Raw genomic sequence first — 26,080 nt, 5'->3', positions numbered from 1 at the left:
CCGTGCCTTCGCGCGATCAGGAGCGGTGATGGCTGACCACCAACGGCGGAGACTCGTGCCGCCGCCCGCGCTCTGCGGCTTCCTCCTGCTGCTGGTGCTGATCTTCGCCGCGTCGTACGCCGTGGGGAGGGCGGCCGGACCGGTCGCACCCGGCATGCACGACTCGACCACCGACTCCGGGACCGAGGACGGCGGCGGGGGCGGCGGCGTGGGCGGTACGCACGGCGGAGGCCACTGATGGCCACCGGAGCGGCGGACGCCGCCGTCACCTCCGATCTCACCATCGGCGGCATGACCTGCGCCGCCTGCGTGAACCGGGTCGAGAAACGGCTCGGCCGGCTGGACGGTGTGAGCGCGACGGTCAACCTCGCCACCGGCCGCGCCCGGATCAGCCACCCGCCGCACGTCACACCGGACGAACTCGTCGCCTCCGTGGAGCGGGCCGGGTACACGGCGGAGCTGCCCCCGCCCCCGGAGCCGGCCGAAGCACAACGCCCCGCGGACACAGGGGAGTCGACGGAACCCGGGGCCGATCAGCAACGGCAGCGGCAGCACCTGCTCGTCACCGCTCTTCTCGCGGTGCCCGTACTCGTCCTCTCCATGGTGCCCGCCCTGCAGTTCCGCAACTGGCAGTGGCTCTGCTTCGCGCTCGCCGCACCGGTCGCCACCTGGAGCGCATGGCCGTTCCACCTGCGTGCCCTGCGCAACCTGCGGCACTCGGCGGCGACCATGGACACGCTGGTCTCCCTCGGCGTCGCCGCGTCCTTCGGCTGGTCGGCGTACGCGCTCTTCCTCGGCGGCGCGGGTGTCCCCGGCATGACCATGCCGTTCACCCTGCTGCCGTCCGCCGGCGACGGCACCGCGCACGTCTACCTGGAGGCGGCCGTCGGCGTCCCGCTGTTCGTCCTCACCGGGCGCTTCCTGGAGGCGCGGGCCCGGCACGGCACCGGCGCCGCCCTGCGCTCCCTCGCCGGGCTCACCGTCAAGGACGTCGCCGTACGGGAAGGAGCCACCGAACGGCTCGTCCCGCTGGGGCGGCTGGGTGTGGGGCAGGTCTTCGTGGTGCGGCCCGGCGAGCGGGTCGCCACCGACGGGACCGTCGTGGAGGGCAGCTCCGCCGTGGACCTGTCCCTGGTCACCGGGGAGAGCGAACCCGTCGAGGTCGGGCCGGGCTCCGAGGTGACCGGCGGCGCCGTCAACGCGGGCGGCCTGCTCCTCGTCCGCGCCACAGCCGTCGGCGCCGACACGCAACTGTCGCGCATCACCCGCATGGTGACGGAGGCTCAGGCGGGCAAGGCGGGCGCCCAACGGCTCGCCGACGCCGTAGCGGGAGTGTTCGTACCGGTGGTGCTCGCGCTCGCCGCCACGGTGCTCGGCTTCTGGCTCGGCGCCGGGGCCGACGCGCAGGCGGCCGTCACCGCCTGCGTGGCCGTACTCGTCGTCGCCTGCCCGTGCGCCCTCGGCCTCGCCACCCCCACCGCCCTGATGGCCGCCACCGGCCGCGGCGCCCAGCTCGGCGTCCTGGTCAGCGGCGCGCGGGCCCTCGAAGCGCTGCGGCACATCGACACCGTCGTCCTGGACAAGACGGGCACCCTCACCTCCGGCCGCATGAGCGTCGCTGCGGTCACGGCGGTGCCCGGCGGCATCGGCGAGGAGGCGGCGCTGCGGCTCGCCGGGGCCGTGGAGCAGGGCTCGGAACACCCGCTGGGCCGGGCGATCACCTCGTACGCGAGGAAGTCCCTGCCCGCGGAGACGCTGCCGCCGGTGCGGGAGTTCGGCGCGGTGGCGGGGCGGGGCGTCCGCGGTGAGGTCGACGGACACCTCGTCGAAGTCCGGGCACCCGGTGACGAGTTGACCGGGGAGCTGGCCCGCGCGCTCGCGGCGGCCGAGGCCGCCGCGCACACCCCCGTCCTGGTCCGCGTGGACGGCGTGCCCGAAGCGGTCGTCGCGGTCGGCGACGTGGTGCGCCCCGGCAGCTACCGCGCCGTGGACCGGCTGCGGCGCCTCGGGGTGCGCCCGGTCCTGGCCACCGGCGACCGCGAGGCCACCGCCCGCGCGGTCGCCGCGGACCTCGGCATCGACGACGTGCACGCCCACTGCACCCCCGAGGACAAGGCCGCCCTCGTACGGGAGGCGAAGGCGCGCGGCCACCGCGTCGCGGTCATCGGCGACGGGGTCAACGACGCCGCGGCGCTGGCCGGCGCCGACCTCGGGATCGCCATGGGCGGCGGCACCGACGTGGCCATCGGGGCGGCCGACGTGACGCTGGTGCGCGGCGACATCGAAGCCGTCGCGGACGCGGTCCGGCTCGCCCGGCGTACCCTGGGCACGATCCGCGTCAACCTCCTGTGGGCCTTCGGCTACAACGCCGTCACCGTGCCGCTCGCCGCCGTCGGCCTGCTCAACCCCATGGTCGCCGCCGCGGCCATGTCGGCGAGCTCCCTGCTGGTGGTCGGCAACAGCCTGCGGCTGCGCACCTGGCGGCCCACCCGCGGCCCGTCTCCGGGCGGACCGCGGCGCGGCACACGGGGAGGCGCGCGATGACCGGCGGACCGCACCCCTGGAAGCCGGACCGCCACCGGCTTCGCGAAGCCTTCGGCGCCGCGCTCGAACCCCTCGCGGCCTGCGCCGTCGCCCTCGGCCTGCTCACCACCTGGGTCGGGTTCGGCGCCGCGGGCAGCCCGGCCCGTGTCGAGGTGTCCACCGGGACGGTCTTCCGGCCGCAGGGCAACACCGAGGACACCGCCGCGTTCTTCCGGATCTCCAACACCGGCGGCTCCGACGACGCGCTGACGTCGGTGACGTCCCCCGCCTTCGACGACGTGATGCTCAGCCGGTACACGCCCACGGGCCGCGGCACCGCCGGCATGCGCATGGTGGGCTCCGCCGCCGTACCGGCCGGCGAAGGCCTCACCATGTCCCCGCGCGGCGTGGACATCATGGTGCGCGCGCGGGGCCCGCTCCGCCTCGGCGACCGCATCCCGTTCGTCCTGACCTTCCGGCACGGCGGCACGGTCAGGACGGAGGCGGTGGTGATCCGCCCGTCCGTCTGGACGCCGAAGTCCTAGGCGCCACCGCCCTCCGCCCTTGCCGTCGAGGCCAGGAAACCGTCGAGCAGCGCGGTCTGCCGTTCCACGGAGAACCGGTCGGGGGCGAAGAGGGCCTGGACGACCAGGCCGTGGGTGAAGGCGACGGCGGTGGCGGCGAGCTGTTCCGGGTCGGCCCCGGCGGGCAGTTCACCGAGGTCGCGGGCGGCTTCGAGGTGGGGGCGGAGCGTCGCGCGGAGGCGTTCGTAGCGGCCGGCCTGCTCGGCGGCGAGCTCGTCGTCGGCGAGGGAGAGGTCCCAGGAGCCCACCCAGACGCGGTTGCGGGCCGTGTCACCCGGGGTCAGCGGCAGGATGTCCAGGAGCATGGCGCGCACGGTGGCGAGGCCCGGCGCGGGACGCGTCCGGCGCGGCCGCTCGGCCGTGCGCTTCTCCAGCAGGTCCAGTGCGTGTGTGAGCAGGGCCCGCTTGGTCGGGAAGTAGTGCATCAGCATGCCGGTCGACACCCCCATCGCGGCGGCGACCGCGCGCAGCGTCAGGCCGCCGAACCCCTTGTCGGCGAGGACCTGCCACACCGCCTCCGATACGTCTTCGCGGCGGGCTTCACGGTCTCCGGGTGCGGGCGGCATGCTGCTACCTTACGTACCGAACGCTTGTTACGTACCCAGGAGAGCGAGACTGCCGTGTTCACTGTGCCGCTCGGCGACCGTGCCCAGCTCCGCCCGCTGGAGCCCTGGCACGCACCGGAGTTCCTCGCCCACATCGACCGCGCGAGGCCCACCGTCGACCCGTGGATACCCTGGGCGACCTTCAGCACCGACCTCGACTCCGCCACGGCCACCCTCCAGCGCTACGCCGACCGGCTTGCCACGGACACCGGCCGCCTCTACGGCATCTGGCTGGACGGCACCCTGGTCGGCGGCGTCATGTTCACCCGCTTCGACGCCGCCACCGGGGTGTGCGAGGTCGGCTGCTGGCTGGAGCGGGCCGGGGAGGGGCAGGGCCTGGTGACCCGGGCCTGCCGGGAGCTGATCGACTGGGCGTTCCGCGAACGCGGCATGAGCCGGGTCGAGTGGTGGGCGGGCACGGGCAACACGCGCAGCATCGAGACCGCGCGCCGCCTCGGCATGACCCGCGAGGGCGTGCTGCGGCAGCGCTTCCCGTACCGGGGCGTGCGCCAGGACAGCGAGGTCTGGTCGGTCCTGCGCGACGAGTGGCCGCCCACCGGGGAGGCGTCCGGCTCCGGCGTCCAGGCCGAACTGGACCGGCTCATGGACGTGTTCATCGGCGCCTTCACCAACACGGGCGGCCGCGTGCCGGACCTCGGCGTCATCCGTGACGTCTTCATCCCGGAGGGCAGGATCATCGCGAACGTCGGGGACGAGCCGGTGATCTACGACCTGGACGCGTTCATCGAGCCCCGGCAGAAGATGCTCACCGACGGGACGCTGACGGAGTTCTCGGAGTGGGAGGTCTCCGCGCGCACCGAGATCTTCGGCTCGGTCGCCCACCGGTTCAGCGCCTACCGCAAGTCCGGCTGCCACCGCGGCGAGCGGTTCGAGGGCTCCGGCCACAAGACCACCCAGTACCTCAGGACCCCGGCGGGCTGGCGGATGTCGTCACTCGCCTGGGACGACGCGCCCGCCAACGGCGCCTGACCGTCGGCCCCCCGGCCCCGTCTACACTCGCGCTGCGCACCTGATGGCAGTGTGAGCCGTATGACACTGTGAGCTGTTTGGTGCTCCGAGCCGAGGGGAGGGGAGGGGATTGTGAAGATCCTCATCAGCGCCGACATGGAGGGCGCCACCGGCGTGACCTGGCCGGCCGACGTGCTGCCCGGGACCCCGCAGTGGGAGCGCTGCCGGTCCCTGTTCACCTCGGACGTCAACGCCGCCGTGCTCGGGTTCTTCGACGGCGGCGCCGACGAGGTCCTCATCAACGAAGCGCACTGGTCCATGCGCAATCTGCTCCTGGAGGAGCTGGACGACCGGGCGGAGATGCTGACCGGGCGCCACAAGTCGCTCTCCATGGTGGAGGGTGTGCAGCACGGCGACGTGGACGGCATCGCGTTCGTCGGTTACCACGCGGGCGCCGGCATGGAGGGCGTCCTCGCGCACACCTACCTCGCCAACCAGATCACCGGCGTGTGGGTCAACGGCGTCCGGGCCAGCGAGGGGCTGCTCAACTCGCACGTCGTCGCCGAGTACGGCGTCCCCGTCGTGCTCGTCACCGGCGACGACCTGGCCTGCGAGGACGCCCTCGGCTACGCGCCGGGCGCGCTCAAGGTCGCCGTCAAGGACCACGTCTCGCGGTACGCGGCGGTCTGCCGCACCCCGGCCCGCACCGCCGCCGGCATCCGCGCAGCGGCGAAGGAGGCGGCCACCCTCGCCGTGCGCCACGAGCCGGTGGCGGGCGGTCCTTTCACCGTGGAGGTCGAGTTCGACGCCGAGCACCTCTCCATGGCGTCGACCGTGGTGCCGGGCGTGCGCCGTACGGGGGAGCGCAAGGTCGCGTACGACAGCGAGACGATGTACGAGGGGATCCGTACCTTCAAGGCGGTTACGACGATCGCCTCTGCCGCCGTGGAGGAGCAGTATGGCTAGCCAGCAGCTGGTGCAGGAGCAGGATCAGGAGCCGAAGTCCGGGGAGCGGGAGCCCGGGGACCGGGTGGACGCGCGGGCCCTCGACGAGGTCGTGACGTTCACCTCCGGGCTCATCCGCATCGACACCACCAACCGGGGCGGCGGTGACTGCCGCGAGCGGCCCGCCGCCGAGTACGCCGCCGAGCGCCTCGCCGACGCGGGCCTGGAGCCGGTCCTCCTGGAGCGCACCCCGGGCCGCACGAACGTCGTCGCCCGCATCGAGGGCACCGACCCGGGCGCCGACGCGCTGCTCGTCCACGGCCACCTGGACGTGGTGCCCGCCGAGGCCGCCGACTGGAGCGTCGACCCGTTCTCCGGGGAGGTCCGCGACGGCGTCGTGTGGGGCCGGGGCGCCATCGACATGAAGAACATGGACGCGATGATCCTGTCCGTGGTCAGGATGTGGGCCCGCGCCGGGATCCGGCCCCGCCGCGACCTCGTCATCGCCTTCACCGCCGACGAGGAGGCCAGCGCCGCCGACGGCTCCGGCTTCCTCACCGACCAGCACGCAGGGCTCTTCGAGGGCTGCACGGAAGGCATCAGCGAGTCGGGCGCCTTCACCTTCCACGACGGCCGGGGCAATCAGATCTATCCCATCGCGGCGGGGGAGCGCGGCACCGGCTGGCTCAAGCTCACCGCGCGCGGCAAGGCGGGCCACGGCTCCAAGGTCAACCACTCCAACGCGGTGAGCAGGCTGGCCGGCGCCATCACCCGCATCGGCGAGCACCGCTGGCCGGTCCGGCTCACCCCGACCGTCCGTGCCTCCCTCGTCGAACTGGCCACGCTCTACGGCCTGGAGACCGACCCCGAAGCGCCCGGCTTCGACGTGGACGCCTTCCTGGAGAAGCTCGGCCCGACCGCCGACCTCGTCGCCCCCACGGTCCGCAACAGCGCCAACCCGACGATGCTGCAGTCGGGTTACAAGGTCAATGTGATCCCTGGTGAGGCAGTGGCGTACGTCGACGGCCGCTTTCTGCCCGGCGGCGAGGAAGAGTTCCGCCGCACGCTTGACCGGCTCACCGGCCCTGACGTCGACTGGGAGTTCCACCACCGCGAGGTGGCGCTGCAGGCGCCGGTCGACTCGCCGACGTACGCGCGCATGCGGGCGGCCGTCGAGGAGTTCGCGCCGGAGGGCCACGTCGTGCCGTACTGCATGTCGGGCGGCACGGACGCCAAGCAGTTCTCGCGACTCGGCATCACCGGCTACGGCTTCTCGCCGCTGAGGACACCGGAGGGCTTCGACTACCAGGCGCTGTTCCACGGAGTCGACGAGTGCGTACCCGTCGACGCGCTGCACTTCGGCGTCCGCGTCCTCGACCGCTTCCTGCGGACGGCCTAGCGAACAATGGGGGAAGAGAAGGACATGACGCAGACCCGGCCGTACGGATCATGGCCGTCGCCGATCGACGCCGAGCTCGCCGCCGCTCACGACGGCGCCCCGGGGTACGTGGGCTTCGTCGGCGCCGAGACCTGGTGGACCGAACCCCGCCCCACCGAGGCGGGCAGGCGCGCCCTTGTGCGGCGGCTGCCCGACGGCGAGGAGCGCACGGTGCTCCCCCTGCCGTGGAACGTGCGCAGCCGCGTCGTCGAGTACGGCGGCCGCCCCTGGGCCGGCGCCGAGCGCCCCGAGGGTCCCCTTGTGGTCTTCGTCGACTTCGCCGACCAGCGCCTGTACGCGTACGAGCCCGACGCCCCCGACGCCGAACCGAGACCCCTGACCCCGGTCTCGGCCGTCGGCGGCGGACTGCGCTGGGCCGACCCGGTGCTCCACCCCGGCCGCGGCGAAGTCTGGTGCGTCCTGGAGGAGTTCACCGGCGACGCGCCCACCGACGTGCGGCGCGTCATCGCGGCCGTGCCGCTCGACGGGTCGGCGGCCGGGGACCGCGGCGCCGTGCGCGAACTGTCCGACGGCAGGCACCGGTTCGTCACCGGGCCCCGCCTGTCGCCCGACGGCACCCACGCCGCCTGGATCGCCTGGGACCACCCCCGCATGCCGTGGGACGGCACGGAGCTGACGCTCGCCGACGTGCGCGACGACGGCACCTTCGGCCCGGCGCGGACCTTCGCGGGCGGCCCCGACGAGTCCGTCGTGCAGGTCGAATGGGCCCACGACGGACGGCTGCTGTTCTCCAGCGACCGCACCGGCTGGTGGAACCTGTACCGGGCCGACCCCGACGCCGAGGCCGGTCACGTCCGGCCGCTCTGCCCCCGCGAGGAGGAGTTCGCGGGACCCCTGTGGCAGATCGGCCTGAACTGGTTCGCCCCGCTGGAGAGCGGACTGATCGCCGTCGTGCACGGCAAGGGCGCCACCGCACTCGGCATACTCGACCCCGAGACCGGCGAGGTCGTCGACTCGGCGGGCCCCTGGACGGAGTGGGCCTCCACCGTCGCCGCGCACGGAACACGCGTGATCGGCGTCGCCGCGAGCCCCCGCAGCGCGTACGAGGTCGTGGAGCTGGACACCTGCACCGGCCACGCCCGCGTCATCGGTGCGGCCCACGACGACCCGGTCGACCCCACGTACTACCCGGAACCGCAGATCCGCACCTTCTACGGCCCGGCGGGACGCGAGATCCACGCGCACATCTACCCGCCGCACCACCCCGGCCACATCGCGCCCGACGACGAGCTGCCGCCCTACGTGGTGTGGGCGCACGGCGGCCCCACCGGCCGCTCACCGCTCGTGCTCGACCTGGCCGTCGCCTACTTCACCTCGCGCGGCATCGGCGTCGCCGAGGTCAACTACGGCGGCTCCACCGGGTACGGACGCGCCTACCGCGACCGGCTGCGCGAGCAGTGGGGCATCGGCGACGTCGAGGACTGCGCGGCCGTCGCCCTCGGCCTCGCCGACGAGGGCACCGCCGACCGGGCCCGGCTCGCGATCCGCGGCGGCAGCGCGGGCGGCTGGACCGCCGCCACCTCCCTGACCAGCACGGACGTCTACGCCTGCGCGGCCATCAGCTACCCCGTGCTCGACCTCGCCGCGTTCGCTTCGGGGGAGACCCACGACCTCGAATCGAGGTACCTGGAATCCCTCGTCGGCCGGCTCGACGAGGTCCCGGGGCGGTACGCGGAGCGCTCGCCCGTGCGGCACGCCGAGCTGATCTCCACACCGTTCCTGCTGCTCCAGGGGCTCGACGACGTGGTCTGTCCGCCCGCCCAGTCCGAACGGTTCCTCGCCAGGCTGGCGGGGCGCGGCGTTCCGCACGCCTACATCGCCTTCGAGGGCGAGGGCCACGGCTTCCGCCGCGCCGACACCATGGTCCGCGCCCTGGAGGCCGAACTCTCGCTGTACGCGCAGGTGTTCAGGATCGACCTCGCGGGCCGTGTGCCCACCCTGGAGCTCACCAAGTGATACCTCTCGCGCGACCGGCCCGCCTCACCCCGGGCGCGCGGGTCGCCGTCGTCGCGCCGAGCGGCCCCGTCCCCGACGACCAGCTCGAAGCGGGCCTCGACATCCTGCGTGGCTGGGACCTGGACCCCGTCGTCGCGCCCCATGTGCGCGAGCGGCACCCGGAGTTCTGGTACCTCGCGGGGACGGACGCCGACCGTGCCCGCGACCTGGAGCGGGCCTGGTGCGACCCGTCCGTGGCCGCCGTGTTCTGCGCCCGCGGCGGGTACGGCGCCCAGCGGATGGTGGACCTCGTCGACTGGGCGGCGCTGCGGGAGGCGACGCGGGCCACCGGGCCCAAGGTGTTCCTCGGCTACAGCGACATCACCGCCCTGCACGAGGCCTTCGCCACCCGGCTCGGCATCGTCACCCTGCACGGCCCGATGACCGCCACGGCCGACTTCCTCAAGAACGCGCGGGCCCAGGAACACCTGCGTGCGACGCTGTTCGCGCCGGAGGAGACCCAGGTCATCCGGACGGCGTCCCCGGACGCGGCGCCGCTGTCCGGCGGCCGGGCCGGGGGCGTCACGCTCGGCGGCTGTGTGTCGCTGCTCGCCGCCGACCTCGGCACGCCCGTGGCGCGGGCCTCCGCCCGCGGCGGCCTGCTCTTCATCGAGGACACCGGTGAGGAGGCGTACCGACTGGACCGGATCCTCACCCAACTCCTGCGCGCCCGCTGGCTGGACGGCGTGGCGGGGATCGCGCTGGGCTCGTGGCAGAAGTGCGGGGCCCGTGACGAGCTGCGGGCGCTCTTCGCGGACCGGCTGGGCGGGCTGGGGGTGCCGGTGGCCGAGGAGTTCGGGTTCGGACACTGCGAGGGGGCGCTGACGGTGCCGTTCGGTGTGGCGGGCGAACTCGACGCGGACGCGGGCACGTTGACGCTGGACGAGCCCGCGCTGGTCTGACGGGCGCCGAGGGCGTTCCCGGGCGTCCGTGCGCGGAACCTCCGTACGGAAACCGCTGTCACAGGCATTGACCTATACGTGACACGTGTCACAGCATGACTCCGGCCGGTACTTACCGGTCGGTAGTCGCCGGTCGTCGGCCGTCCTCAGCGTGGAGGTCCCCTTGTCCCGTCGCCGTGCCCTGACCCTCGCCACCGCGGCGGTGCTCGCCGCGCCGCTCGCGCTCACCGCCCCGGCCCCGGCGAGCGCCACGGGCCAGTACACCGTCACCGCCCTGAAGTTCACCGTCCAGGCGGGCGGCAGGAGCTGCACGATCGACGCCGACCTGTACCGGCCCGCCGGCGTCGACGCCGCGCACCCCGCGCCGGCCGTGCTCACCACCAACGGCTTCGGCGGCAGCAAGTCCGACGGGACCGCGGCCACCGGAAAGGCCTTCGCCGAACGCGGCTACGTCTCGCTCGTCTACTCCGGACTCGGGTTCGGCAGGTCGGGGTGCCTCATATCCCTGGACGACCCCGAGATCGACGGCAGGGCGGCGTCCGGGCTCATCGACTTCCTCGGCGGCAAGCGGGCCGCCGACGACGGGACCAGGGCCGACTACGTCACCGCCGACGGCGCGGGCGACCCACGCGTCGGCATGATCGGCGGCTCGTACGGCGGGGCCGTGCAGCTGGCGACCGCCGCCGTGGACCACCGGGTCGACGCGCTCGTCCCGATGATCACCTGGAACGACCTCGCGTACTCCCTCGACCCGAACAACGCGGCCGACCGCCGCGTCCCCGGCGCCGCCAAATGGCAGTGGATGAACGGCTTCTACCTCATCGGCGAGGGCCAGCCGCTGCTCGTCCCCGACCTGGACCCCTCCCGCATCAACCGCCTCGACTGCCTGCACTTCGTCACCAAGGCCTGCGAGACGATCCGCACCCTCAACTCCGGCCGCTACCCGGCGGACAGAACCGAGGCGCTCCAGGAGTTCGCGCGCGGCGTCTCCCCGGTCTCGTACCTGCACAAGGTGAAGGCACCGACGCTCCTCGTGCAGGGGCAGGCCGACAGCCTCTTCAACCTCAACGAGGCCGAAGCGACGTACAAAGCACTCAAGGACCGGGGCACCACGGCCAAGATGATCTGGCAGTCGTGGGGACACAGCGGCGGCACGACCGACCCCGCCTCCGGTGAACTCAACCTCGAACAGGGCAACTTGGAGACCTCGTACGTCGGCAAGCGCATCCTCGCCTGGTTCGACCGCTACCTCCACCTGAAGAAGGACACCGACACCGGTCCCGCCTTCGCCTACTACCGCGACTGGATCACCGACCCGGAAAGCACCTACGCGACCGCCCCGGAAGTACCCGCTCCCAGCGACACGTTCTACCTCTCCGGCGACGGCAAGCTCGTCGACAGCCGGAAGAAGGTGGCCCGAGGAAGCCGCGAGTACCGCAACTGGCTGATCCCCACCAGCCACTCGGAGTCCTCGCTCGCCGGGATGATCGGCCTGCCCGACCCGCAGCCGCACGACACCAGGGGCACCTACCTCGACTGGACGACCGAGCCCTTCACCGGCCCGGTGGACGTCGTCGGCGCGCCCAGGGCGACCCTGAAGGTGGTCTCGCCCCGGACCGAACGCGTGCAGCACTCCGGGGACGCCGCCGACAAGCTCGTCCTCTTCGCCAAGCTGTACGACGTCGCCCCCGACGGCAGGAAAACCCTCGTCCACCGCCTCGTCGCGCCCGTGCGGGTGCCGGACGTCACGAAGCCGTTCACGGTCTCGCTGCCCGGCATCGTGCACCGCTACGAGAAGGGCCACCGGTTGCAGTTCGTGGTGGCGGCGAGCGACGGGGCGTACGGCGGCAACAAGGGCGTCAAGCCCGTGACCGTCACCAGCGCCCCCGACGACACCGGCGTCCTCGACCTGCCGGTCGTCGACCACTGACTGAGCGTTTCGCCCTGTGAGCTCAGCGGCCGTCCGCCGTCGCCGTCACCCGTACGGCCCACCGCCCCGCCCCGGAGGCACCCCACCGCGCGCGCTCCGCTCCCCGGCTGCCCATGCTGGGGGCGGGGGAGGCCGGCGTACCTCCGACGGAAGGGTCCACACCATGAGCCCCAACACCTCCACGGGCGGCTCCAAGAGCGGCGGCCCCGGCGGCGGGCTGCTGACACCCGGCAGGGTGGCCGTCGCCGCGGTCGTCGTCCTGACCCTCGTCTTCATCTTCGAGAACACCCGCAGCACCAAGATCCGGCTGCTCGTCCCCGAAGTGACCATGCCCCTGTGGACGGCCCTCCTCGGCACGGGGCTCATCGGCGCCCTGTGCGGCGCCTACTTCATGCGAAGGCGCAGGTGAGGGCGGGCGCGGCCGCGAAGTAGCGTGGACGCATGTCCGATCACAGCACGCCCCTCGCCGAGGGCCCCCGCGTGGGCATACGCCCCCTCTCATCGAAGGACGGCCCCGAGTTCACCGCACGCGCCAGGGAGAGCAGGGAGCTACACCGCCCCTGGCTCTTTCCGCCGTGCACGGACGACACCTTCCGCGCGTACGCCGGGGCGCTCGTCGATGATCCGGCCAGGGCCGGGTTCCTGGTGTACGAGCGCGACAGCGGTGCCGTCGGCGGGTTCATCAACATCAACAACATCGTCCGGGGCGCCTTCCGCAGCGGCGCCCTCGGCTACGGCGCCTTCGCGCACGCGGCCGGCCGGGGCCTGATGAGCGAGGGGCTCGGACTCGTCCTGGCGTACGCCTTCGGCGACCTCGGACTGCACCGCCTGGAGGCCAACATCCAGCCCGGCAACGAGGCCTCGATCGGCCTTGTCCGCCGCGCGGGCTTCCGGTACGAGGGCTTCTCGCCGGATTTCCTCTTCATCGACGGGGCCTGGCGCGACCACGAACGCTGGGCGGTCACCGCCGGCACCCCGAGTGCCTCGGCGGTCTCCCGCCTTCCCCCGCGCCCGGGAGCGGCACCCCCTCCGGCGTGAACCGCATTTGAGCCAGGTCCCGTTCGCCGGAAATTCCCGCGGTGGCGGCAGTGTTGAAAGCGTCGGGCCACGTCGCGGAGGATGGGCGGCATGCGGAATATCGTGGTCGTCGACGCCCCCTCCAACCTGGGCCTGCGCCCGCCCGCCCCCGGCACCGTGCCCGGCTGTCACAAACTGGCCGGCGCGCTGCGGGAGCGGGGCCTCCTGCGCCGCCTCGCGGCCTTCGAAGGCGGCGTCGTGGTGCCACCCCGCTACGACCGCGGGGACTGGCAGGAGGGCGACGGCGTCTTCCACGCGGACGCCATCGCCGCGTACACCCGCAGGCTCGCCGACCGCATCGAACACCACGTGCGCGCCGAGGACTTCGTCGTCGTCCTCGGCGGGGACTGCTCCATCCAGCTGGGCGCCGCCCTCGCGCTGCGCCGCATCGGGCGCTACGGGCTCGCGGCCCTGGACGGCTCCGCCGACTTCCGGCACCCCGGCAACTCCGACCGGATCGGCGCCGCGGGCGGCGAGGAGCTCGCCCTCGCGACGGGCCGCGGACAGCGGGACCTCACCGACCTGGAGGGGCTGCGGCCCTACCTGCGCGACGAGGACGTATGCCTCTTCGGACTGCGGGACGGGGACGAGGACCGCGCCGAGTTCACCACCCTGAAGATCGCCAACGCGACCGTCGGCGAGCTCAGGAAGTGGGGCGCGGAGAACGTCGCCCGCGCGGTCACGCAGACCCTGGAAGTACCCGAACTCGACGGGTTCTGGGTGCACCTGGACGCGGACATCCTCGACCCGTCGGTGATGCCCGCCGTCGACAGCCCCGACCCCGGCGGCCTGTTCGCCGACGAACTCCTCGACCTGCTCCGGCCGTTCGTGCGCTCACCGCGCTGCGTCGGCCTCAACGTCACCATCTACGACCCGGACCTCGACCCGGACGGCAAGGCGGGCGACCTGCTCACCGACGTGATCGTGTCGGCCCTCGTCCCGTCCTGAGCGGCCGCCGCGCGATCCCGGCCGGGAAGACCTCTGGCCGCCGCCCCGCGGACCGTGTTCCATGGTGATCGTGAAGACCACCGTGCGACGCGACGTACTGACCCTGCCCGCCGCGGGCACGGGACCCGAGAACCCGCTGCCGCCCCTGCTGCCGCTGCGGCCCACGCGCACCCTCGACGAGCGCGCCAAGGAAGGGCTGCCGCCCGACATGGCGCGGCAACTCGGCTACGAGCCGCTGAGGTCACCGCTGCCCACCCGGGTCCTCGACGGGTACGGCCGCGAGCGCACCGAGACGACGCTCGACGTGCTCGTGGTAGAGAACGACCGGCTGCGCGCCACCGTCCTGCCCGGGTACGGCGGCCGCGTCCACTCGCTCCTGCACAAGCCGACCGGGCGCGAACTGCTGTACCGCAACCCGGTGGTGCAGCCCGCCGCGTTCGCGCTCAACGGCGCGTGGATCTCCGGCGGCATCGAGTGGAACATCGGCGCCACCGGCCACACCACCCTCTCCTGCGCCCCCGTGCACGCGGCCCGGGTGCGGGCCCCCGACGGCGGCGAGATGCTGCGCCTGTGGGAGTGGGAGCGGCTGCGCGACCTGCCCTTCCAGGTGGACCTGTGGCTGCCCGAGGGATCCGACTTCCTCCACGTCGGCGTCCGCGTCCGCAATCCGCACGAGAGGCCCGCGCCCGTCTTCTGGTGGTCGAACATCGCGGTGCCCGAGGAGCGCAGGGTGCTCGCCCCCGCCGACGAGGCCTGGCACTTCGCGTACCAGACCGGCGGCTTCCGGCGCGTGCCCGTGCCGGAGTCCGACGGCGTCGACCGGACGTACCCGCTGCGCAGCGAGCACGCCGCCGACTACTTCTACGACGTGCCGGACGGCGAGCGACGGTGGATCGCCGCGGTCGACGACACCGGGCACGGGCTCGTCCAGACCTCCACGGACCTGCCGCGCGGCCGCAAACTCTTCCTCTGGGGCACGGGCACCGGCGGACGGCGCTGGCAGGAGTGGCTCACCGAACCCGGCACCGGCGGCTACGCCGAGATCCAGTCGGGCCTGGCCCGCACCCAGCTGGAACACGTCCGCCTGGAGGCCGAGAGCGAGTTCAGCTGGCTGGAGTCGTACGGGCCGCTGACCGCGTCCGCTGACCGCGTGCACGGCGACTGGGCGGGCGCGCGGGACGAGGTCGCCGCGCGGCTCGGCGACGCCCTGCCGAGGGAGGCCGTGGACGCGGCCCACGAAGCGTGGCTGACCGCCGCCGACACCGAGCCCGGCGACGTCCTCGCCGTGGGCTCGGGCTGGGGAGCGCTCGAAGTCCTGCGCGGGGGTTACAAGTTGCCCGGCACGCCCTTCCCCGAGTCGACGCTCGGACCCGACCAGGAGCCGTGGCTGGAGCTGCTGCGCTCGGGCGCCGTCCCCGAGCCGCGCAAGGTCGCGCCGCCCGGGCCCACACTGGTCGCGCGGCACTGGCGGGACATGCTGGAGACCGCGCCCGCACGGCCGGTCGCCGAGTACCACCTCGGCGTCGCGCAGTGGCACGCGGGCGACCGCGCCCAGGCCGTCCGCAGCTGGGAACGCGGCCTCGAACTGGCCCCCTCCCGCTGGCCGTTGCTGCGCTGCCTCGCCGTCGCCGACCACGCGGAGGGCAACACCGAGCGGGCCGCCGACCGGTACGCGGCCGCCTTCGACGACCTGTGCCAGGAGCGGCGCGACGACGGCCCCGTCTGGACCGCGGCCACCGCCGCGCTCGGCAGGGAGGCGATCACCGCGCTGCTCGCCGCGCACCGCACGGAAGCGGCCCGCGAGGTCTGGGACCGCCTGCACGAGGCGACCCGCGCCGAGGGCCGCTTCCGCCTCCTGGAAGCTCAACTCCGCCATGCCGAAGGTGACATGGCGGGCGTGCGTGCCGTCTTCGAGTCCGGCTTCGAAGCGGCGGACCTCCGGGAGGGCGCGGAGACGCTGGGCGACCTGTGGACGGCGGCGACGGGGGAGGAGGTCCCGGCGCGGTACGACTTCCGGATGCGCCCGGACCACACTCCGTAGGCCACGCCGTGCCGGGGACGGGTCAGCCTCCGGTGACGCGGCGGTCCGCGTACTCGAAGACGGAGCCGTCCGGGTGCATCGCGATGAGGTTGCGGCCGGCCGGGGTGGGGACCGGGCCCGCGACGACCCGCGCCCCGGAGGCGGTCAGGATCGTGTACGCCTCGTCGACGTCCTCGACCGCGATGGTCGCCGCGACCTTGCGGAGCACCTCCAGCTCGTGCTCCGGGCCGCTCATCAACAGGAAGCAGCCGACCGCCGCGACGGAGACGCCGCCCCGTTCGAAGCGCATGGCCTTGCCGCCCGCGAGCCGTTCGTAGAACGCGACCGAGGACTCCAAATCCTCGACGCAGATCCGCAGCGTGGTTCCCAGGATCTCCATGGTCGGAACGATTTCATGATTGCCCGTTCGGCCGCCACCGCCTCCGGCGAGAAGGCCCCCGACTCCTCTCAGCCCACGCACGTCGGAGGGCGGCACCGTGCGGTGCCGCCCTCCGTTCGCCGTGCGCCGTCCTCAGGACTGGGGACGGCTGCCGTGGTTCGCGCCGTTCTTGCGGCGGGCCTTCTTCTTGCGGCGTCGCTTCGAGGACATGGATACCTCCGTGGTTCCTATGGTGCTTCCCGGGTGCGAATCCGGACGATCACGCCCCGCCTACCCTAGGGGACAACCGGCCATGGTGTGTCACGCGTCACGTGCGGCGCCGGGCCGCGCTCCGGTGTCTCGGGGGCGTGGGAGCGGGTACCCGGCCGCCATGACTGGCCCCGAGACACCACTGACCGACCTCGACAAAGGCCTGACCGACGAACTGGTCCGGACGATCCGCGCCGAGCTGCGGGAAGAGCTGCGCGAGCAGACCAGGAAGCAGCGGCGCAAGGCCACGCTGTACGCCGCGTCCGGCGCCGCCGCCCTCTACGCGGGCGCCGCGGCGGCCCTGGCCGTCGGCCTCGTCATCGACCTCGGCCTGCCCGACTGGGCGGCGGCCCTCATCGTGGCGGGACTCCTCGGCGCGGCGGCGGTCCTGCTGCGGAACGCGGCGCGGCCGCGGCCCCCCAAGGACGCCGCCCGGGACGCCGGAGCGCCCGGCGCCGTCCCGCCCGGCGGACCCGGCGTCCCCGACGCCCCGCCGATGCCCCCCACCGCGCCGCCGGTCCCGGAGACCCCGCCGCGCCGAAACACCTGAACCCGAGACACCTGAACCCGAACGGGTTCCGTGACCCTCGGCGGAGTCACCGGTACGGGGTCCGGCGTGCGGGCTCTCAGGCGACCCGGAACTCCTCCACGTCCTCCGTGCGCAGCTGAAGCCCGTGTCCGACGCCGCCGTCCTGGCGGACCACGCCCCCGGTCGGGTCGAGCGCCCCGTCGAAGAACATCGACTCGATCCGCACATGGTCGTGGAACCACTCGATGTGCCGCAGGTTCGGCACGCAGGCCGCGGCCGCCGCGTGCGCGTGCGGCGCGCAGTGGCCCGAGACCTCCAGGCCGTGCGCCTGGGCCAGGGCCGCCGCGCGCAGCCACTCCGTGATGCCGCCGCAGCGCGTCGCGTCCACCTGGAGGCAGTCCACGGAGGGGATCATGCGGGCGAAGTACGGCAGGTCGTAGCCGTAGCCGCCCGCCGTCACATCGCACACCAGGGCGTCCCTGACCAGGGAGAGCCCCCGCAGGTCGTCCGAGGAGACCGGCTCCTCGAACCAGCCGACGCCGTGCTCGGCGAGCACCCGGCCCACCCGCACCGCCTGTTTGCGCGTGTAGCCGCCGTTCGCGTCGACGTACAGCTCGGCCTGCGGGCCGATGACGTCGCGGGCGGTGCGGACCCGGGACACGTCGCGGGCGGCGGACCGTCCCCAGGCCTCGCCGACCTTGATCTTGACGCGCGGGATGTGCTGGCCGTGCACCCAGCCGTTCAGCTGGGCCGCCAGATGCGTGTCGTGGTACGTCGTGAAGCCGCCGCTCCCGTAGACGGGGACCTCGTCGCGGGCCGCCCCGAGGAGGCGTACGAGAGGCAGCTCCAGGAGGCGGGCCTTCAGGTCCCACAGGGCGATGTCGATCGCCGAGATCGCGCATCCGGCGGCGCCGGGGCGGCCGGTGTTGCGGACGGCCTGGGTCATCGCGTCGTGCGCGGCGGGAATGTCGAGGGCGTCGAGTCCCTTGATGGCGGGGGTGAGTTGCTCGTCGACCAGGGCGGCCACGGTCGCGGGGGCGTAGGTCCAGCCGGTCCCCGTCGCGTCGCCCGCCCTGACCTCGGCGACGACGATGGTCGTGGTGTCCCAGGCGAAGGTGCCGTCGGCCTCCGGGGCGTCGGCAGGCACGGTGTAGGCGGAGACGACGGGTCGTTCGAGGGGGACTTCGTGGTTCATCGGGTCTGTCCTGGGTCGTGACGTCGGTGCGGGGGGCTTTCGCCGGCACCCGCGAGGTGCCGGGCCGTGCGGGTCATCGGATGGCGCCGTCGCCGGGTGTGGCGGGCGGGGCGCTCTGGAGCTGCGGCAGCACCTTCGTGCGGTAGAAGTCGAAGAAGCCCCGCTGGTCCGGGCCGATCTGGCTCACGTACACCCGGTCGAAGCCCGCGTCGGCGAAGGCGCCGAGCGCGCCGACGTGTTCGTCCACGTCGTCTCCGCACGTGAAGGAGGAGGCGGCCATCTCGTCGGTGAGCAGCGGGTCGAGCTGCTCGAAGTGGCGTGGCGTCGGCAGGAGTTGGCCCATCTCGCCGGGCAGCAGCTGATTGCCCCACAGTTCGCGCGCCTGGCGCACCGCGGCCTCGCGGTCGGGGCCGTAGCAGACCTTGACGCCGCCGCTGACCGGCTTGCCGCCGCCACCGCCCTTGCGGTAGCGGGAGACCAGCGTCTCGTCGGGCGTCATCGTGATGAAGCCGTCGCCGATACGGGCGGCGAGCGCCGTCGCCTTGGGGCCGAAGCCCGACACGTCGATGGGCACGGGCTCGTCCGGCACCGTGTAGAGGCGGGCCTTCTCGACGGTGTAGTGCGTGCCGTGATGGTTGACCTCCTCGCCGGTGAAGAGGTTCCGCATCACCTGGACGGCCTCCTCCAGCATCTCCAGGCGGATGTGGGCTGGCGGCCAGGGCCCGCCCAGGATGTGCTCGTTGAGTGCCTCGCCGGTGCCGACGCCGAGCCGGAAGCGGCCGCCCGTCATCACCGCGCTCGTCGCCGCGGCCTGCGCGACGACCGCCGGGTGCATGCGCACGGTCGGGCAGGTCACCGCGGTCTCCACGGGCAGCGACACCGCCTCCGTGAGTGCGCCGATCACCGACCAGACGAACGGGCTCTGCCCCTGTGCCGCGTTCCACGGGTGGTAGTGGTCGGAGATCCACAGTGCCTGGAACCCGGCCTGTTCGGCCATCCGGGCCTGCTCGACCAGTTCGGCGGGACCGAACTCCTCGGTCGCCAGGAAGTATCCGTACTCGGGCATGGGGGGTTGCACCTCCGGTGGGCGCGGAGCTGGATGAATACGGCTGCGGGTAACCCCCGTGCGTGGGCGGCAAACGGCGCCCACGCGGCGTCCCTCCGGGGTTGTCCCGGCGTCCGCGGCGGGGGAATCACGCGGCCCGGCGCGGGAGTTTGGCGTCCGCCGGGCAGGGGCACGCGGGGGCCCGCCCGCGCCGGCCCCGACCCACCGGAGGCGCCCCCGGCCGACCCGGCACAAGAGGCCACCCCGACGGAGTACTTCTGGACGACGGGGACTGCGTCGGCACACGCACCCTCGTCCGGTCGTCGGCGTACGTCCTGATCCGCTCGTCGCCGGACGCGGCCGGCCGCTGGAGATCGACGCGGAGTCGGTCGTGGCGGCGGCACGGCTCCCGGTGGAGCGGGGCATGGTCCGGTGAGCCCCTCCCGACCAGGGTGAACACCGCCGTGTCGGTGCGGTCGGGGGCGACTACCGGGCTTGACGCTGGGTACTCGCCGGGTCACGTCGCACTTGGCGAACCGAGCCGAAGGGACCCCCATGAACGACGTACGGACGGTGCGGGCCGGCCGCCACACCGTAGAGCTGCACCGACCGCAGAAAGTCCTCTTCCCCGGCCTCGACGGCAAGGGCAAGGGCGGCGGAGGCACCGATGGGGACCACGGCGGCACGGGCCACACGAAGGCGGACCTCTTCGACTACTACCGGGCCGTCGCCCCCTTCATGCTGCCCCACCTGCGCGACCGGCCGCTGATGCTGGAGCGCCACCCGGACGGTGTCGACGGCCCCCAGTTCATGCAGAAGGACACCCCGGACCACTACCCGGACTGGATCACCCGCGCCGAGGTGGCCAAAGAGGGCGGCACCGTCACCCACACCGTGTGCGACGACACGGCGACCCTGCTCTTCCTCGCCGACCAGGCCTGCGTCACCCTGCACCGCTGGCTCTCCCGCACCTCCCGGATCGACCGGCCCGACCGGATCGTCTTCGACCTCGACCCCGCCGGGGACGACTTCGGCGCGGTGCGCGACGCCGCCCGTCTCCTCGGCGAGCTGCTCGACCACATGAGCCTGCCGTCCGTGCTGATGACGACAGGCTCGCGCGGACTGCACGTCATCGTGCCGCTCAACGGCCACCACGACTTCGACGACGCGCGGTCCTTCGCCAAGGACGTCGCCGACACCCTCGCCGAAGCCCATCCGGAGCGGCTCACCACGGCCGCCCGCAAGAAGGAGCGCGGCGACCGGCTCTACCTCGACGTGCAGCGCAACGGGTACGCCCAGACGGCGGTGGCGCCGTTCTCGGTGCGGGCCAAGTCCGGGGCCCCGGTGGCCGTGCCCATCGCCTGGGAGCAGCTCGACGACCCCGCGGTGCACGCCAGGAGCTGGACCATCGACAACGCCGTGGAACAGGCCCGCACCGACCCGTGGGCCGGTGTCCTGCGCTCCGGACGCGCGCTCGGCCCCGCCCGCCGCAAGCTCCGCGCACTGCGCGGCTGAACTCCCGGCGCCCTGACCGGACACGTAGCGATCACGTTTGGCCAAGGCTCTTCGGGTAACCCGGTGAAGGAGGTGAACATGGCCAATACGTCACGTAAGACGACAGAGAACGTAGACAGCAAGACATCGGCTGAAAAGACGTCTCATGAAGAGCCGTCGCTCCCCGGCCCCCTGGCGGTGCTCCGCCACGCCAGGGAACAGCTCGCCGAGCTGACCGGCATGACGCCCGAATCCGTGTCGTCCTTCGAACGCACCGAGGACGGCTGGGTGTTGGAGATCGAGGTCCTCGAACTCTCCCGTGTCCCCGACACGATGAGCCTCCTCGCGAGCTACGAGGTGCAGCTGGACCCGCAGGGCGAGCTGACGGGCTACCGACGGCTCCGGCGTTACGAGCGCGGACGCTCGGAACCCCGCGGGACCGGCGGCCACTAGGCCGGGAAGACCGGACAGGACCGGAGAAGAACAAGCCAGACAGGACAGCCGAGAACAAGAACAGGACAAGAGCACCCAAGACCCAAGGAGGCCGAGTCGGCATGACCGTAGTCCCGGCACAACAGTCCGGCGGCGGAGGCGGCACCAGTGGCCTGTACGACGTCGTGGAACTCATCCTCGACCGAGGACTCGTCATCGACGCCTTCGTACGCGTTTCGCTCGTCGGTATCGAGATCCTGAAGATCGACGTCCGTGTCGTCGTCGCGAGCGTCGACACCTATCTCCGGTTCGCCGAGGCGTGCAACCGCCTCGACCTGGAGACCGGAAAGAAGAAGGACCCCGGCCTGCCCGACCTCGTGGGCGAGATCACCGAGTCCGGCGCCAAGGGCAAGTCCAAGGGCGCGCTCTCCGGAGCCGCCGAGACCATATCGGACGCCTTCAAGCAGTCCCGTGAGGAAGGCCAGCGCCAGACCGAGGACCGGCCGAAGGCGCGCCGTTCCACCACGTCCCGCCGGAAGGAGGAGCAGGAGTGACCACCTACGTCTACGGCATCGCGAGCAGCTCCCACCCGGCGCTGCCCGAGGGCATGGAGGGCATCGGCCGGCCGGCCTGCCCCGTGCGCATCCTGAAGAGCGGTGAGCTCGCCGCCATCGTGAGCGACGCCCCCGAGGACCTCAAGCCCAAGCGGCGCGACCTCCTCGCACACCAGAACGTCCTGTCGGAGGCCGGCGCGGCCGGCTCCGTGCTGCCGATGCGCTTCGGCAGCCTGGCCCCGGACGACGAGACGGTCAGCTCCGTGCTCGGCGAGCGGGCCGACCACTACCTGGAGCGGCTGCGCACCCTCGACGGCAAGGTCGAGTACAACGTGAAGGCCTCCCACCACGAACAGGCCGTACTGCACCAGGTCCTCGCGGAGAACCCGGAGCTGCGCGCGATGGTCGAGGCCAACCAGCGCCAGGGCGGCGGCACCCACGAGCAGAAGCTGCAGCTCGGCGAGATGGTGACCTCGAACGTGCGGGCCCGCGAGCAGAGCGACGCCGTCGAGGTGCGGCGCGCCCTTGAGCCGGCCGCCGAGGCGGTCGCGGACGGCCCCGAGAGCTCCGGTTGGCTGGCGAACATCTCGTTCCTGGTGAACCGCAAGTCCGCCGAGGGCTTCCTCTCGGCCGTCGAGGAGCTGCGGGCCACCCAGCCGCACCTGGACCTGCGCGTGCACGGTCCGCTGCCCCCGTACAGCTTCGTCGACCCGGGGCCCGCAAAGCCCGCGGAGTGAGAGTGACGGCATGGGCCTGATCGGTGAACTGCTCCTGCTGCCTCTCGCCCCGGCCCGCGGCTCCCTCTGGGTGCTCAGGCAGGTGGTCGACGAGGCGGAGCGGCAGTACTACGACCCCTCGGCGATCCGTCGTGAACTCTCCCGCCTTGAGGAACTCCTGGAGGCGGGAGAGATCGACGAGGCCGAGTTCGAACGGCGCGAGGACGAGCTCCTCGACCGACTGCAGCACAGCACAGGACAGGACTTCTGAGAATGAACCGAATGGCAGTGGGCCTCGCCGTGGGCGCGGGATACGTCCTCGGTCGCACGAAGAAGGCGAAGTTCGCGTTCGCCGTCGGCACGATGGTGGCCGGCAAGCGGCTCAACCTGAGCCCCAAGGCGCTGGGCACGTTCGTGTCCCAGCAGCTGCAGAACAACCCGCAGTTCAAGGAGATCGGCGACCAGCTGCGCCAGGACGTGCGGGGCGTGGGCAAGGCGGCCACCGGCTCGCTCCTCAACCGGCAGCTCGAAGGCCTCGCCGACCGTCTGCACGACCGCACCCTCGGCGTCCAGGACCGCATCGCCGGCGTGGTGCCGGGCCAGGCGGACGACGCCGACGAGGACGAGGACACCGAGAGCCGCGACCAGGACCGGGACGAGGAGCCCGACGAGGAGCGGGACGACGACGCGGAGCCCGAGCGGTCAGGACAGCGCAAGAAGGCGCCTCCGAAGCGGACCTCCCGGCAGACGGACGCGAAGCCGGACGCCAAGTCCGCACCGAAGGACGCCGCGAAGACCGCCGCGAAGAAGACCCCGGCCAAGAAGAGCCCGCAGAAACCAGCCCGTAAGACCGCCCAGAAGAAGTCCACCGCGGCGGCGCGCGGCACCGCCCGCAGGGCTGCGTCGTCGGCGTCTTCGGCCCGCAGCGGCGGCGGCAGGGCGAAGGGAGGCAGCGACCATGGCTGAGTCACCTTTGAGCAACATCACGCGCAGCCCGGCCGCCGACCGCCTGAAGGACGAGGCGCAGGCCTACCTCATGGCCCAGGTCGAGCGCATGCTCGTCGGCGTGGGGCACCGGCTCGGCGACGCCACCGTCAAGCTGAACGACATAGCGGAGGGCAAGAGCCCCGGCTTCGGCAAGCTGGCGGCACAGGCGGGCAAGAAGGTCGCCGAGGGCAAGGGCCCGGTGCGCAGCGCGCTGGAACTCGGCGGCAACCACGTGAAGGAATCCGTCAAGGGGGCCGTCCAGAACCTCGGCGGCAAGCGCAAGAAGGGCGGCGCGGGCCAGAAGCCGACGGTGATCCTGGAGTACGTCGACGTCGGCGTGCCGCTCCGCGAGGCGTACGACCAGTGGACCCAGTACCAGGAGTTCTCCACGTTCGCCAAGGGCGTCAAGGGCGCCACCGTGGCGAACGACACGGACTCCGACTGGAAGCTCAAGGTCTTCTGGTCCAGCCGAAGTTGGAAGGCGCACACCACCGAGCAGGTGCCGGACCAGCGCATCACCTGGACGTCCGAGGGCGGCAAGGGGACGACGAAGGGTGTCGTCACCTTCCACGCCCTCGCCGAGAACCTCACCCGGGTACTGTTGATCATCGAGTACTACCCGAAGGGCCTCTTCGAGAAGACCGGCAACATCTGGCGCGCCCAGGGCCGCAGGGCCCGGCTCGACCTCAAGCACTTCGCCCGGCACATCTCGCTGCGCGGCGAGGCGAGCGACGGCTGGCGCGGCGAGATCCGCGACGGCGAGGTCGTCCGCAGCCACGAGGACGCCGTGGCCGAGGAGGAGGACGAGCACGAGGACGGGCACGAGGCGCAGGACGAGCACGAGGCGCAGGACGAGCCGGAGTCCGAGTACGACGAGGAAGAGGACGAGCGCGAGGACGAACCGGCAGAGGAGTACGAGGACGAGCCCGAAGAGGCGCCCGAAGAGGCGGAGGACGAGGAACTCCGGGGCGAGCATGAGCAGGAGCTCGACGAAGAGGACGAGCCCGAGCCGGAGGACGAGCCCGAGGACGAGTACGACGAAGAGGCCGAGGACGAGGCCGACGCCGACGAGGAGAAGCAGCGCGAGTACGCCGAGTCGGCCGGCGGCGGACGGGCCCGTCGATGACGACCTCCTCTGGCGGCGGACTGCCCGGCCCCTACGGCGGAGGCGGTGGCGGGGCCAACCTCGCCGACATCCTCGAACGCGTCCTGGACAAGGGCATCGTCATCGCCGGCGACATCAAGATCAACCTGCTCGACATCGAACTGCTCACCATCAAGCTCCGCCTCATCGTCGCCTCCGTGGACAAGGCCAAGGAGATGGGCATCGACTGGTGGGAGGGCGACCCGGCGCTCTCCCAGGGGGCGCGCCGCACGGAACTCTCGCGGGAGAACGCCGAGTTGCGCCAGCGCCTCGCGGAGCTGGAGGAGCGGATGTCCCTGGAGCCGGCCGAGAAGGAGACACATGAACGCCGTGAACGATGATCCGCACGGCGACGGCCCGCGCCACGACGACCTGCGGTACGTCTACGCGGTCTGCCGCCCCTTCACCGCACCGCTCGCCGCCGACCTCACCGGGGTCGGCGGCGTGCCGCCCCGCCGCCTCGAACACGAGGGCCTGGTCGCCCTGGTCGGCCCGGTGCCGGAGCGGGACTTCGCGGAGGACGCGCTGCGCGCCCACCTGGAGGACCTGGACTGGCTCTCCGACACGGCCCGCGCGCACCAGCGGGTGATCGACGCGCTGACCTCCGTCACCTGCCCGCTGCCGCTGCGCCTCGCGACCGTCTTCCGTGACGACAGCGGCGTACGCGCCATGCTGTCGGACGGGGCGGAGCGGTTCCACCGCGTCCTCGAACGGATCGACGGACGCGTCGAGTGGGGCGTCAAGGTCCACCTGCTGAGCGAGGAGTCCACCGCGCCGCAGGCCGCCGCCCCGGCCCGGGAGAGCGGGCCGCTCAGCGGGCGCGACTATCTGCGCCGGCGGCGCAGCCAGCGCACGGCGCAGGAGGAGGGCTGGCAGCGGGCGGAGGTGTTCGCCCGGCGCCTCCACGAGACGCTGTCGCGGCGCGCCGACGACTCCCGGCTGCACGCGCCGCAGAACGCCGAGCTGTCCCGCACGCCGGGGCGCAACGTGCTCAACGCGGCGTATCTGGTGAGCCGCGCGGACTCCGAGGAGTTCGTCGAGCTCGTGGACCGCACGAAGGACGAGGACGAGGGAACGAGCCGTCTGCGGGTGGAGCTGACGGGGCCGTGGGCCGCGTACTCCTTCACCGGCGACGAGTCCGACGGCCACGAACGCGCCGACGGCGACAAGGACCGTGCCGAATGACCGTCGTCGAGCGCCGCGAGATCGCCCTGGTCGACCTGCTCGACCGGCTGCTCGCGGGCGGCGTCGTCATCAAGGGCGACATCACCCTGCGGATCGCGGACGTCGATCTCGTACGGATCGACCTGAACGCGTTGATCAGCTCGGTGAACGAACAAGTGCCGTCGCCGTGGCCGGACAGGGAGTGAAGCAAACC

General features: G+C 72.7%; 28 protein-coding genes. 24 read left to right on the top strand and 4 right to left on the bottom strand.

From position 1 onward, the window contains the following. Positions 1-28 precede the first annotated feature (28 nt). From AB0H82_RS16095 to AB0H82_RS16085, 3 genes are read left to right on the top strand one after another with little or no spacing between them, the layout of a single operon-like run. Positions 29-238, top strand: a complete 210-nt coding sequence (locus AB0H82_RS16095; protein WP_362993027.1) for a hypothetical protein — start codon at positions 29-31, stop codon at positions 236-238. Next, the gene (locus AB0H82_RS16090) at positions 238-2,544 is read left to right on the top strand and encodes a heavy metal translocating P-type ATPase (protein WP_362993025.1); all 2,307 of its coding nucleotides are present in this window, start codon (positions 238-240) and stop codon (positions 2,542-2,544) included. The genes AB0H82_RS16095 and AB0H82_RS16090 overlap by 1 nt, the downstream gene beginning before the upstream one ends. Continuing rightward, entirely contained in the window at positions 2,541-3,068 is a 528-nt protein-coding gene (locus AB0H82_RS16085; protein WP_362993023.1) for a copper chaperone PCu(A)C, read from the top strand. The genes AB0H82_RS16090 and AB0H82_RS16085 overlap by 4 nt, the downstream gene beginning before the upstream one ends. Here the strand turns inward: AB0H82_RS16085 and AB0H82_RS16080 are convergent. Further along, positions 3,065-3,673, bottom strand: coding sequence for a TetR/AcrR family transcriptional regulator (locus AB0H82_RS16080; RefSeq protein WP_362993021.1), 609 nt, complete (start codon positions 3,671-3,673; stop codon positions 3,065-3,067). The two genes, AB0H82_RS16085 and AB0H82_RS16080, sit on opposite strands and share 4 nt — an antisense overlap. Positions 3,674-3,727: 54 nt before the next feature. On the opposite strand from AB0H82_RS16080, the gene AB0H82_RS16075 reads away from it, so the two are divergent. The 10 genes from AB0H82_RS16075 to AB0H82_RS16030 all read left to right on the top strand — a co-directional run bounded on the left by AB0H82_RS16075 (position 3,728) and on the right by AB0H82_RS16030 (position 15,978). Then, positions 3,728-4,702, top strand: a complete 975-nt coding sequence (locus tag AB0H82_RS16075; RefSeq protein ID WP_362993019.1) for a GNAT family protein — start codon at positions 3,728-3,730, stop codon at positions 4,700-4,702. A 111-nt stretch (positions 4,703-4,813) separates the two neighbouring features. Continuing rightward, the gene (locus AB0H82_RS16070) at positions 4,814-5,647 is read left to right on the top strand and encodes a M55 family metallopeptidase (protein ID WP_362993017.1); all 834 of its coding nucleotides are present in this window, start codon (positions 4,814-4,816) and stop codon (positions 5,645-5,647) included. Next, entirely contained in the window at positions 5,640-7,025 is a 1,386-nt protein-coding gene (locus AB0H82_RS16065; RefSeq protein ID WP_362993015.1) for a M20/M25/M40 family metallo-hydrolase, read from the top strand. The genes AB0H82_RS16070 and AB0H82_RS16065 overlap by 8 nt, the downstream gene beginning before the upstream one ends. Before the next feature lie 24 nt (positions 7,026-7,049). After that, the gene (locus AB0H82_RS16060; RefSeq protein WP_362993013.1) at positions 7,050-9,041 is read left to right on the top strand and encodes a prolyl oligopeptidase family serine peptidase; all 1,992 of its coding nucleotides are present in this window, start codon (positions 7,050-7,052) and stop codon (positions 9,039-9,041) included. Further along, positions 9,038-9,982, top strand: coding sequence for an LD-carboxypeptidase (locus AB0H82_RS16055; protein ID WP_362993011.1), 945 nt, complete (start codon positions 9,038-9,040; stop codon positions 9,980-9,982). The genes AB0H82_RS16060 and AB0H82_RS16055 overlap by 4 nt, the downstream gene beginning before the upstream one ends. Positions 9,983-10,145: 163 nt before the next feature. Then, the gene (locus AB0H82_RS16050; protein ID WP_362993009.1) at positions 10,146-11,912 is read left to right on the top strand and encodes a CocE/NonD family hydrolase; all 1,767 of its coding nucleotides are present in this window, start codon (positions 10,146-10,148) and stop codon (positions 11,910-11,912) included. A gap of 163 nt (positions 11,913-12,075) precedes the next feature. Then, complete coding sequence (locus tag AB0H82_RS16045) at positions 12,076-12,321, top strand: DUF1049 domain-containing protein (RefSeq protein WP_362993007.1); 246 nt, start codon at positions 12,076-12,078, stop codon at positions 12,319-12,321. Positions 12,322-12,353: 32 nt separating this feature from the next. Continuing rightward, positions 12,354-12,950 (top strand): GNAT family protein, encoded by a 597-nt coding sequence (locus tag AB0H82_RS16040; RefSeq protein WP_362993006.1) that lies wholly within the window; start codon positions 12,354-12,356, stop codon positions 12,948-12,950. A gap of 90 nt (positions 12,951-13,040) precedes the next feature. Continuing rightward, entirely contained in the window at positions 13,041-13,937 is an 897-nt protein-coding gene (locus tag AB0H82_RS16035; protein WP_362993004.1) for an arginase family protein, read from the top strand. Positions 13,938-13,998: 61 nt separating this feature from the next. Further along, positions 13,999-15,978, top strand: a complete 1,980-nt coding sequence (locus AB0H82_RS16030) for a DUF5107 domain-containing protein (RefSeq protein WP_362993002.1) — start codon at positions 13,999-14,001, stop codon at positions 15,976-15,978. A gap of 22 nt (positions 15,979-16,000) precedes the next feature. Here AB0H82_RS16030 and AB0H82_RS16025 read toward each other — a convergent pair whose 3' ends face one another. After that, positions 16,001-16,357 carry a VOC family protein gene (locus tag AB0H82_RS16025; protein WP_362993000.1) on the bottom strand — a complete coding sequence of 119 codons (357 nt, stop codon included), beginning with the start codon at positions 16,355-16,357 and terminating at the stop codon, positions 16,001-16,003. 370 nt (positions 16,358-16,727) lie between these two features. Between AB0H82_RS16025 and AB0H82_RS16020 the strand changes: the two genes are divergently transcribed. After that, positions 16,728-17,156 (top strand): phage holin family protein, encoded by a 429-nt coding sequence (locus tag AB0H82_RS16020; protein ID WP_362992998.1) that lies wholly within the window; start codon positions 16,728-16,730, stop codon positions 17,154-17,156. A 76-nt stretch (positions 17,157-17,232) separates the two neighbouring features. On the opposite strand, the gene AB0H82_RS16015 is transcribed toward AB0H82_RS16020, so the two are convergent. Then, complete coding sequence (locus AB0H82_RS16015) at positions 17,233-18,330, bottom strand: enolase C-terminal domain-like protein (protein ID WP_362992996.1); 1,098 nt, start codon at positions 18,328-18,330, stop codon at positions 17,233-17,235. A gap of 73 nt (positions 18,331-18,403) precedes the next feature. Further along, entirely contained in the window at positions 18,404-19,396 is a 993-nt protein-coding gene (locus AB0H82_RS16010) for a TIGR03557 family F420-dependent LLM class oxidoreductase (protein WP_362992994.1), read from the bottom strand. 534 nt (positions 19,397-19,930) lie between these two features. Between AB0H82_RS16010 and ligD the strand changes: the two genes are divergently transcribed. The 10 genes from ligD to AB0H82_RS15960 all read left to right on the top strand — a co-directional run bounded on the left by ligD (position 19,931) and on the right by AB0H82_RS15960 (position 26,072). After that, complete coding sequence (gene ligD / locus AB0H82_RS16005; protein WP_362992992.1) at positions 19,931-20,890, top strand: non-homologous end-joining DNA ligase; 960 nt, start codon at positions 19,931-19,933, stop codon at positions 20,888-20,890. Between the two features lie 78 nt (positions 20,891-20,968). After that, positions 20,969-21,322, top strand: a complete 354-nt coding sequence (locus AB0H82_RS16000) for a gas vesicle protein (RefSeq protein ID WP_362992990.1) — start codon at positions 20,969-20,971, stop codon at positions 21,320-21,322. Between the two features lie 101 nt (positions 21,323-21,423). Next, entirely contained in the window at positions 21,424-21,855 is a 432-nt protein-coding gene (locus AB0H82_RS15995) for a gas vesicle structural protein GvpA (protein ID WP_362992988.1), read from the top strand. Continuing rightward, positions 21,852-22,592 (top strand): GvpL/GvpF family gas vesicle protein, encoded by a 741-nt coding sequence (locus tag AB0H82_RS15990; protein ID WP_362992986.1) that lies wholly within the window; start codon positions 21,852-21,854, stop codon positions 22,590-22,592. Before AB0H82_RS15995 ends, AB0H82_RS15990 begins: the two co-directional genes overlap by 4 nt. 10 nt (positions 22,593-22,602) lie before the next feature. Then, a complete protein-coding gene (locus tag AB0H82_RS15985) occupies positions 22,603-22,842 on the top strand; it encodes a gas vesicle protein GvpG (protein ID WP_362992984.1) in 240 nt (79 codons plus the stop codon). A gap of 2 nt (positions 22,843-22,844) precedes the next feature. After that, the gene (locus AB0H82_RS15980; protein WP_362992982.1) at positions 22,845-23,537 is read left to right on the top strand and encodes a DNA primase; all 693 of its coding nucleotides are present in this window, start codon (positions 22,845-22,847) and stop codon (positions 23,535-23,537) included. Next, positions 23,530-24,684, top strand: a complete 1,155-nt coding sequence (locus tag AB0H82_RS15975; RefSeq protein WP_362992980.1) for an SRPBCC family protein — start codon at positions 23,530-23,532, stop codon at positions 24,682-24,684. The genes AB0H82_RS15980 and AB0H82_RS15975 overlap by 8 nt, the downstream gene beginning before the upstream one ends. Beyond that, on the top strand, positions 24,681-25,043 hold the full coding sequence (locus tag AB0H82_RS15970) for a gas vesicle protein (RefSeq protein ID WP_362992978.1): 363 nt from the start codon (positions 24,681-24,683) through the stop codon (positions 25,041-25,043). The genes AB0H82_RS15975 and AB0H82_RS15970 overlap by 4 nt, the downstream gene beginning before the upstream one ends. Beyond that, a complete protein-coding gene (locus tag AB0H82_RS15965; RefSeq protein WP_362992976.1) occupies positions 25,024-25,887 on the top strand; it encodes a GvpL/GvpF family gas vesicle protein in 864 nt (287 codons plus the stop codon). The genes AB0H82_RS15970 and AB0H82_RS15965 overlap by 20 nt, the downstream gene beginning before the upstream one ends. Next, positions 25,884-26,072, top strand: a complete 189-nt coding sequence (locus tag AB0H82_RS15960; RefSeq protein ID WP_362992974.1) for a gas vesicle protein — start codon at positions 25,884-25,886, stop codon at positions 26,070-26,072. Before AB0H82_RS15965 ends, AB0H82_RS15960 begins: the two co-directional genes overlap by 4 nt. Positions 26,073-26,080 lie beyond the last annotated feature (8 nt).

Origin of the sequence: Streptomyces sp. NPDC050732 (assembly GCF_040654255.1) — a bacterium.
In the GTDB taxonomy this organism is placed as follows: Bacteria; Actinomycetota; Actinomycetes; order Streptomycetales; family Streptomycetaceae; genus Streptomyces.
This window is presented reverse-complemented; position numbering and strand designations above follow the sequence as displayed.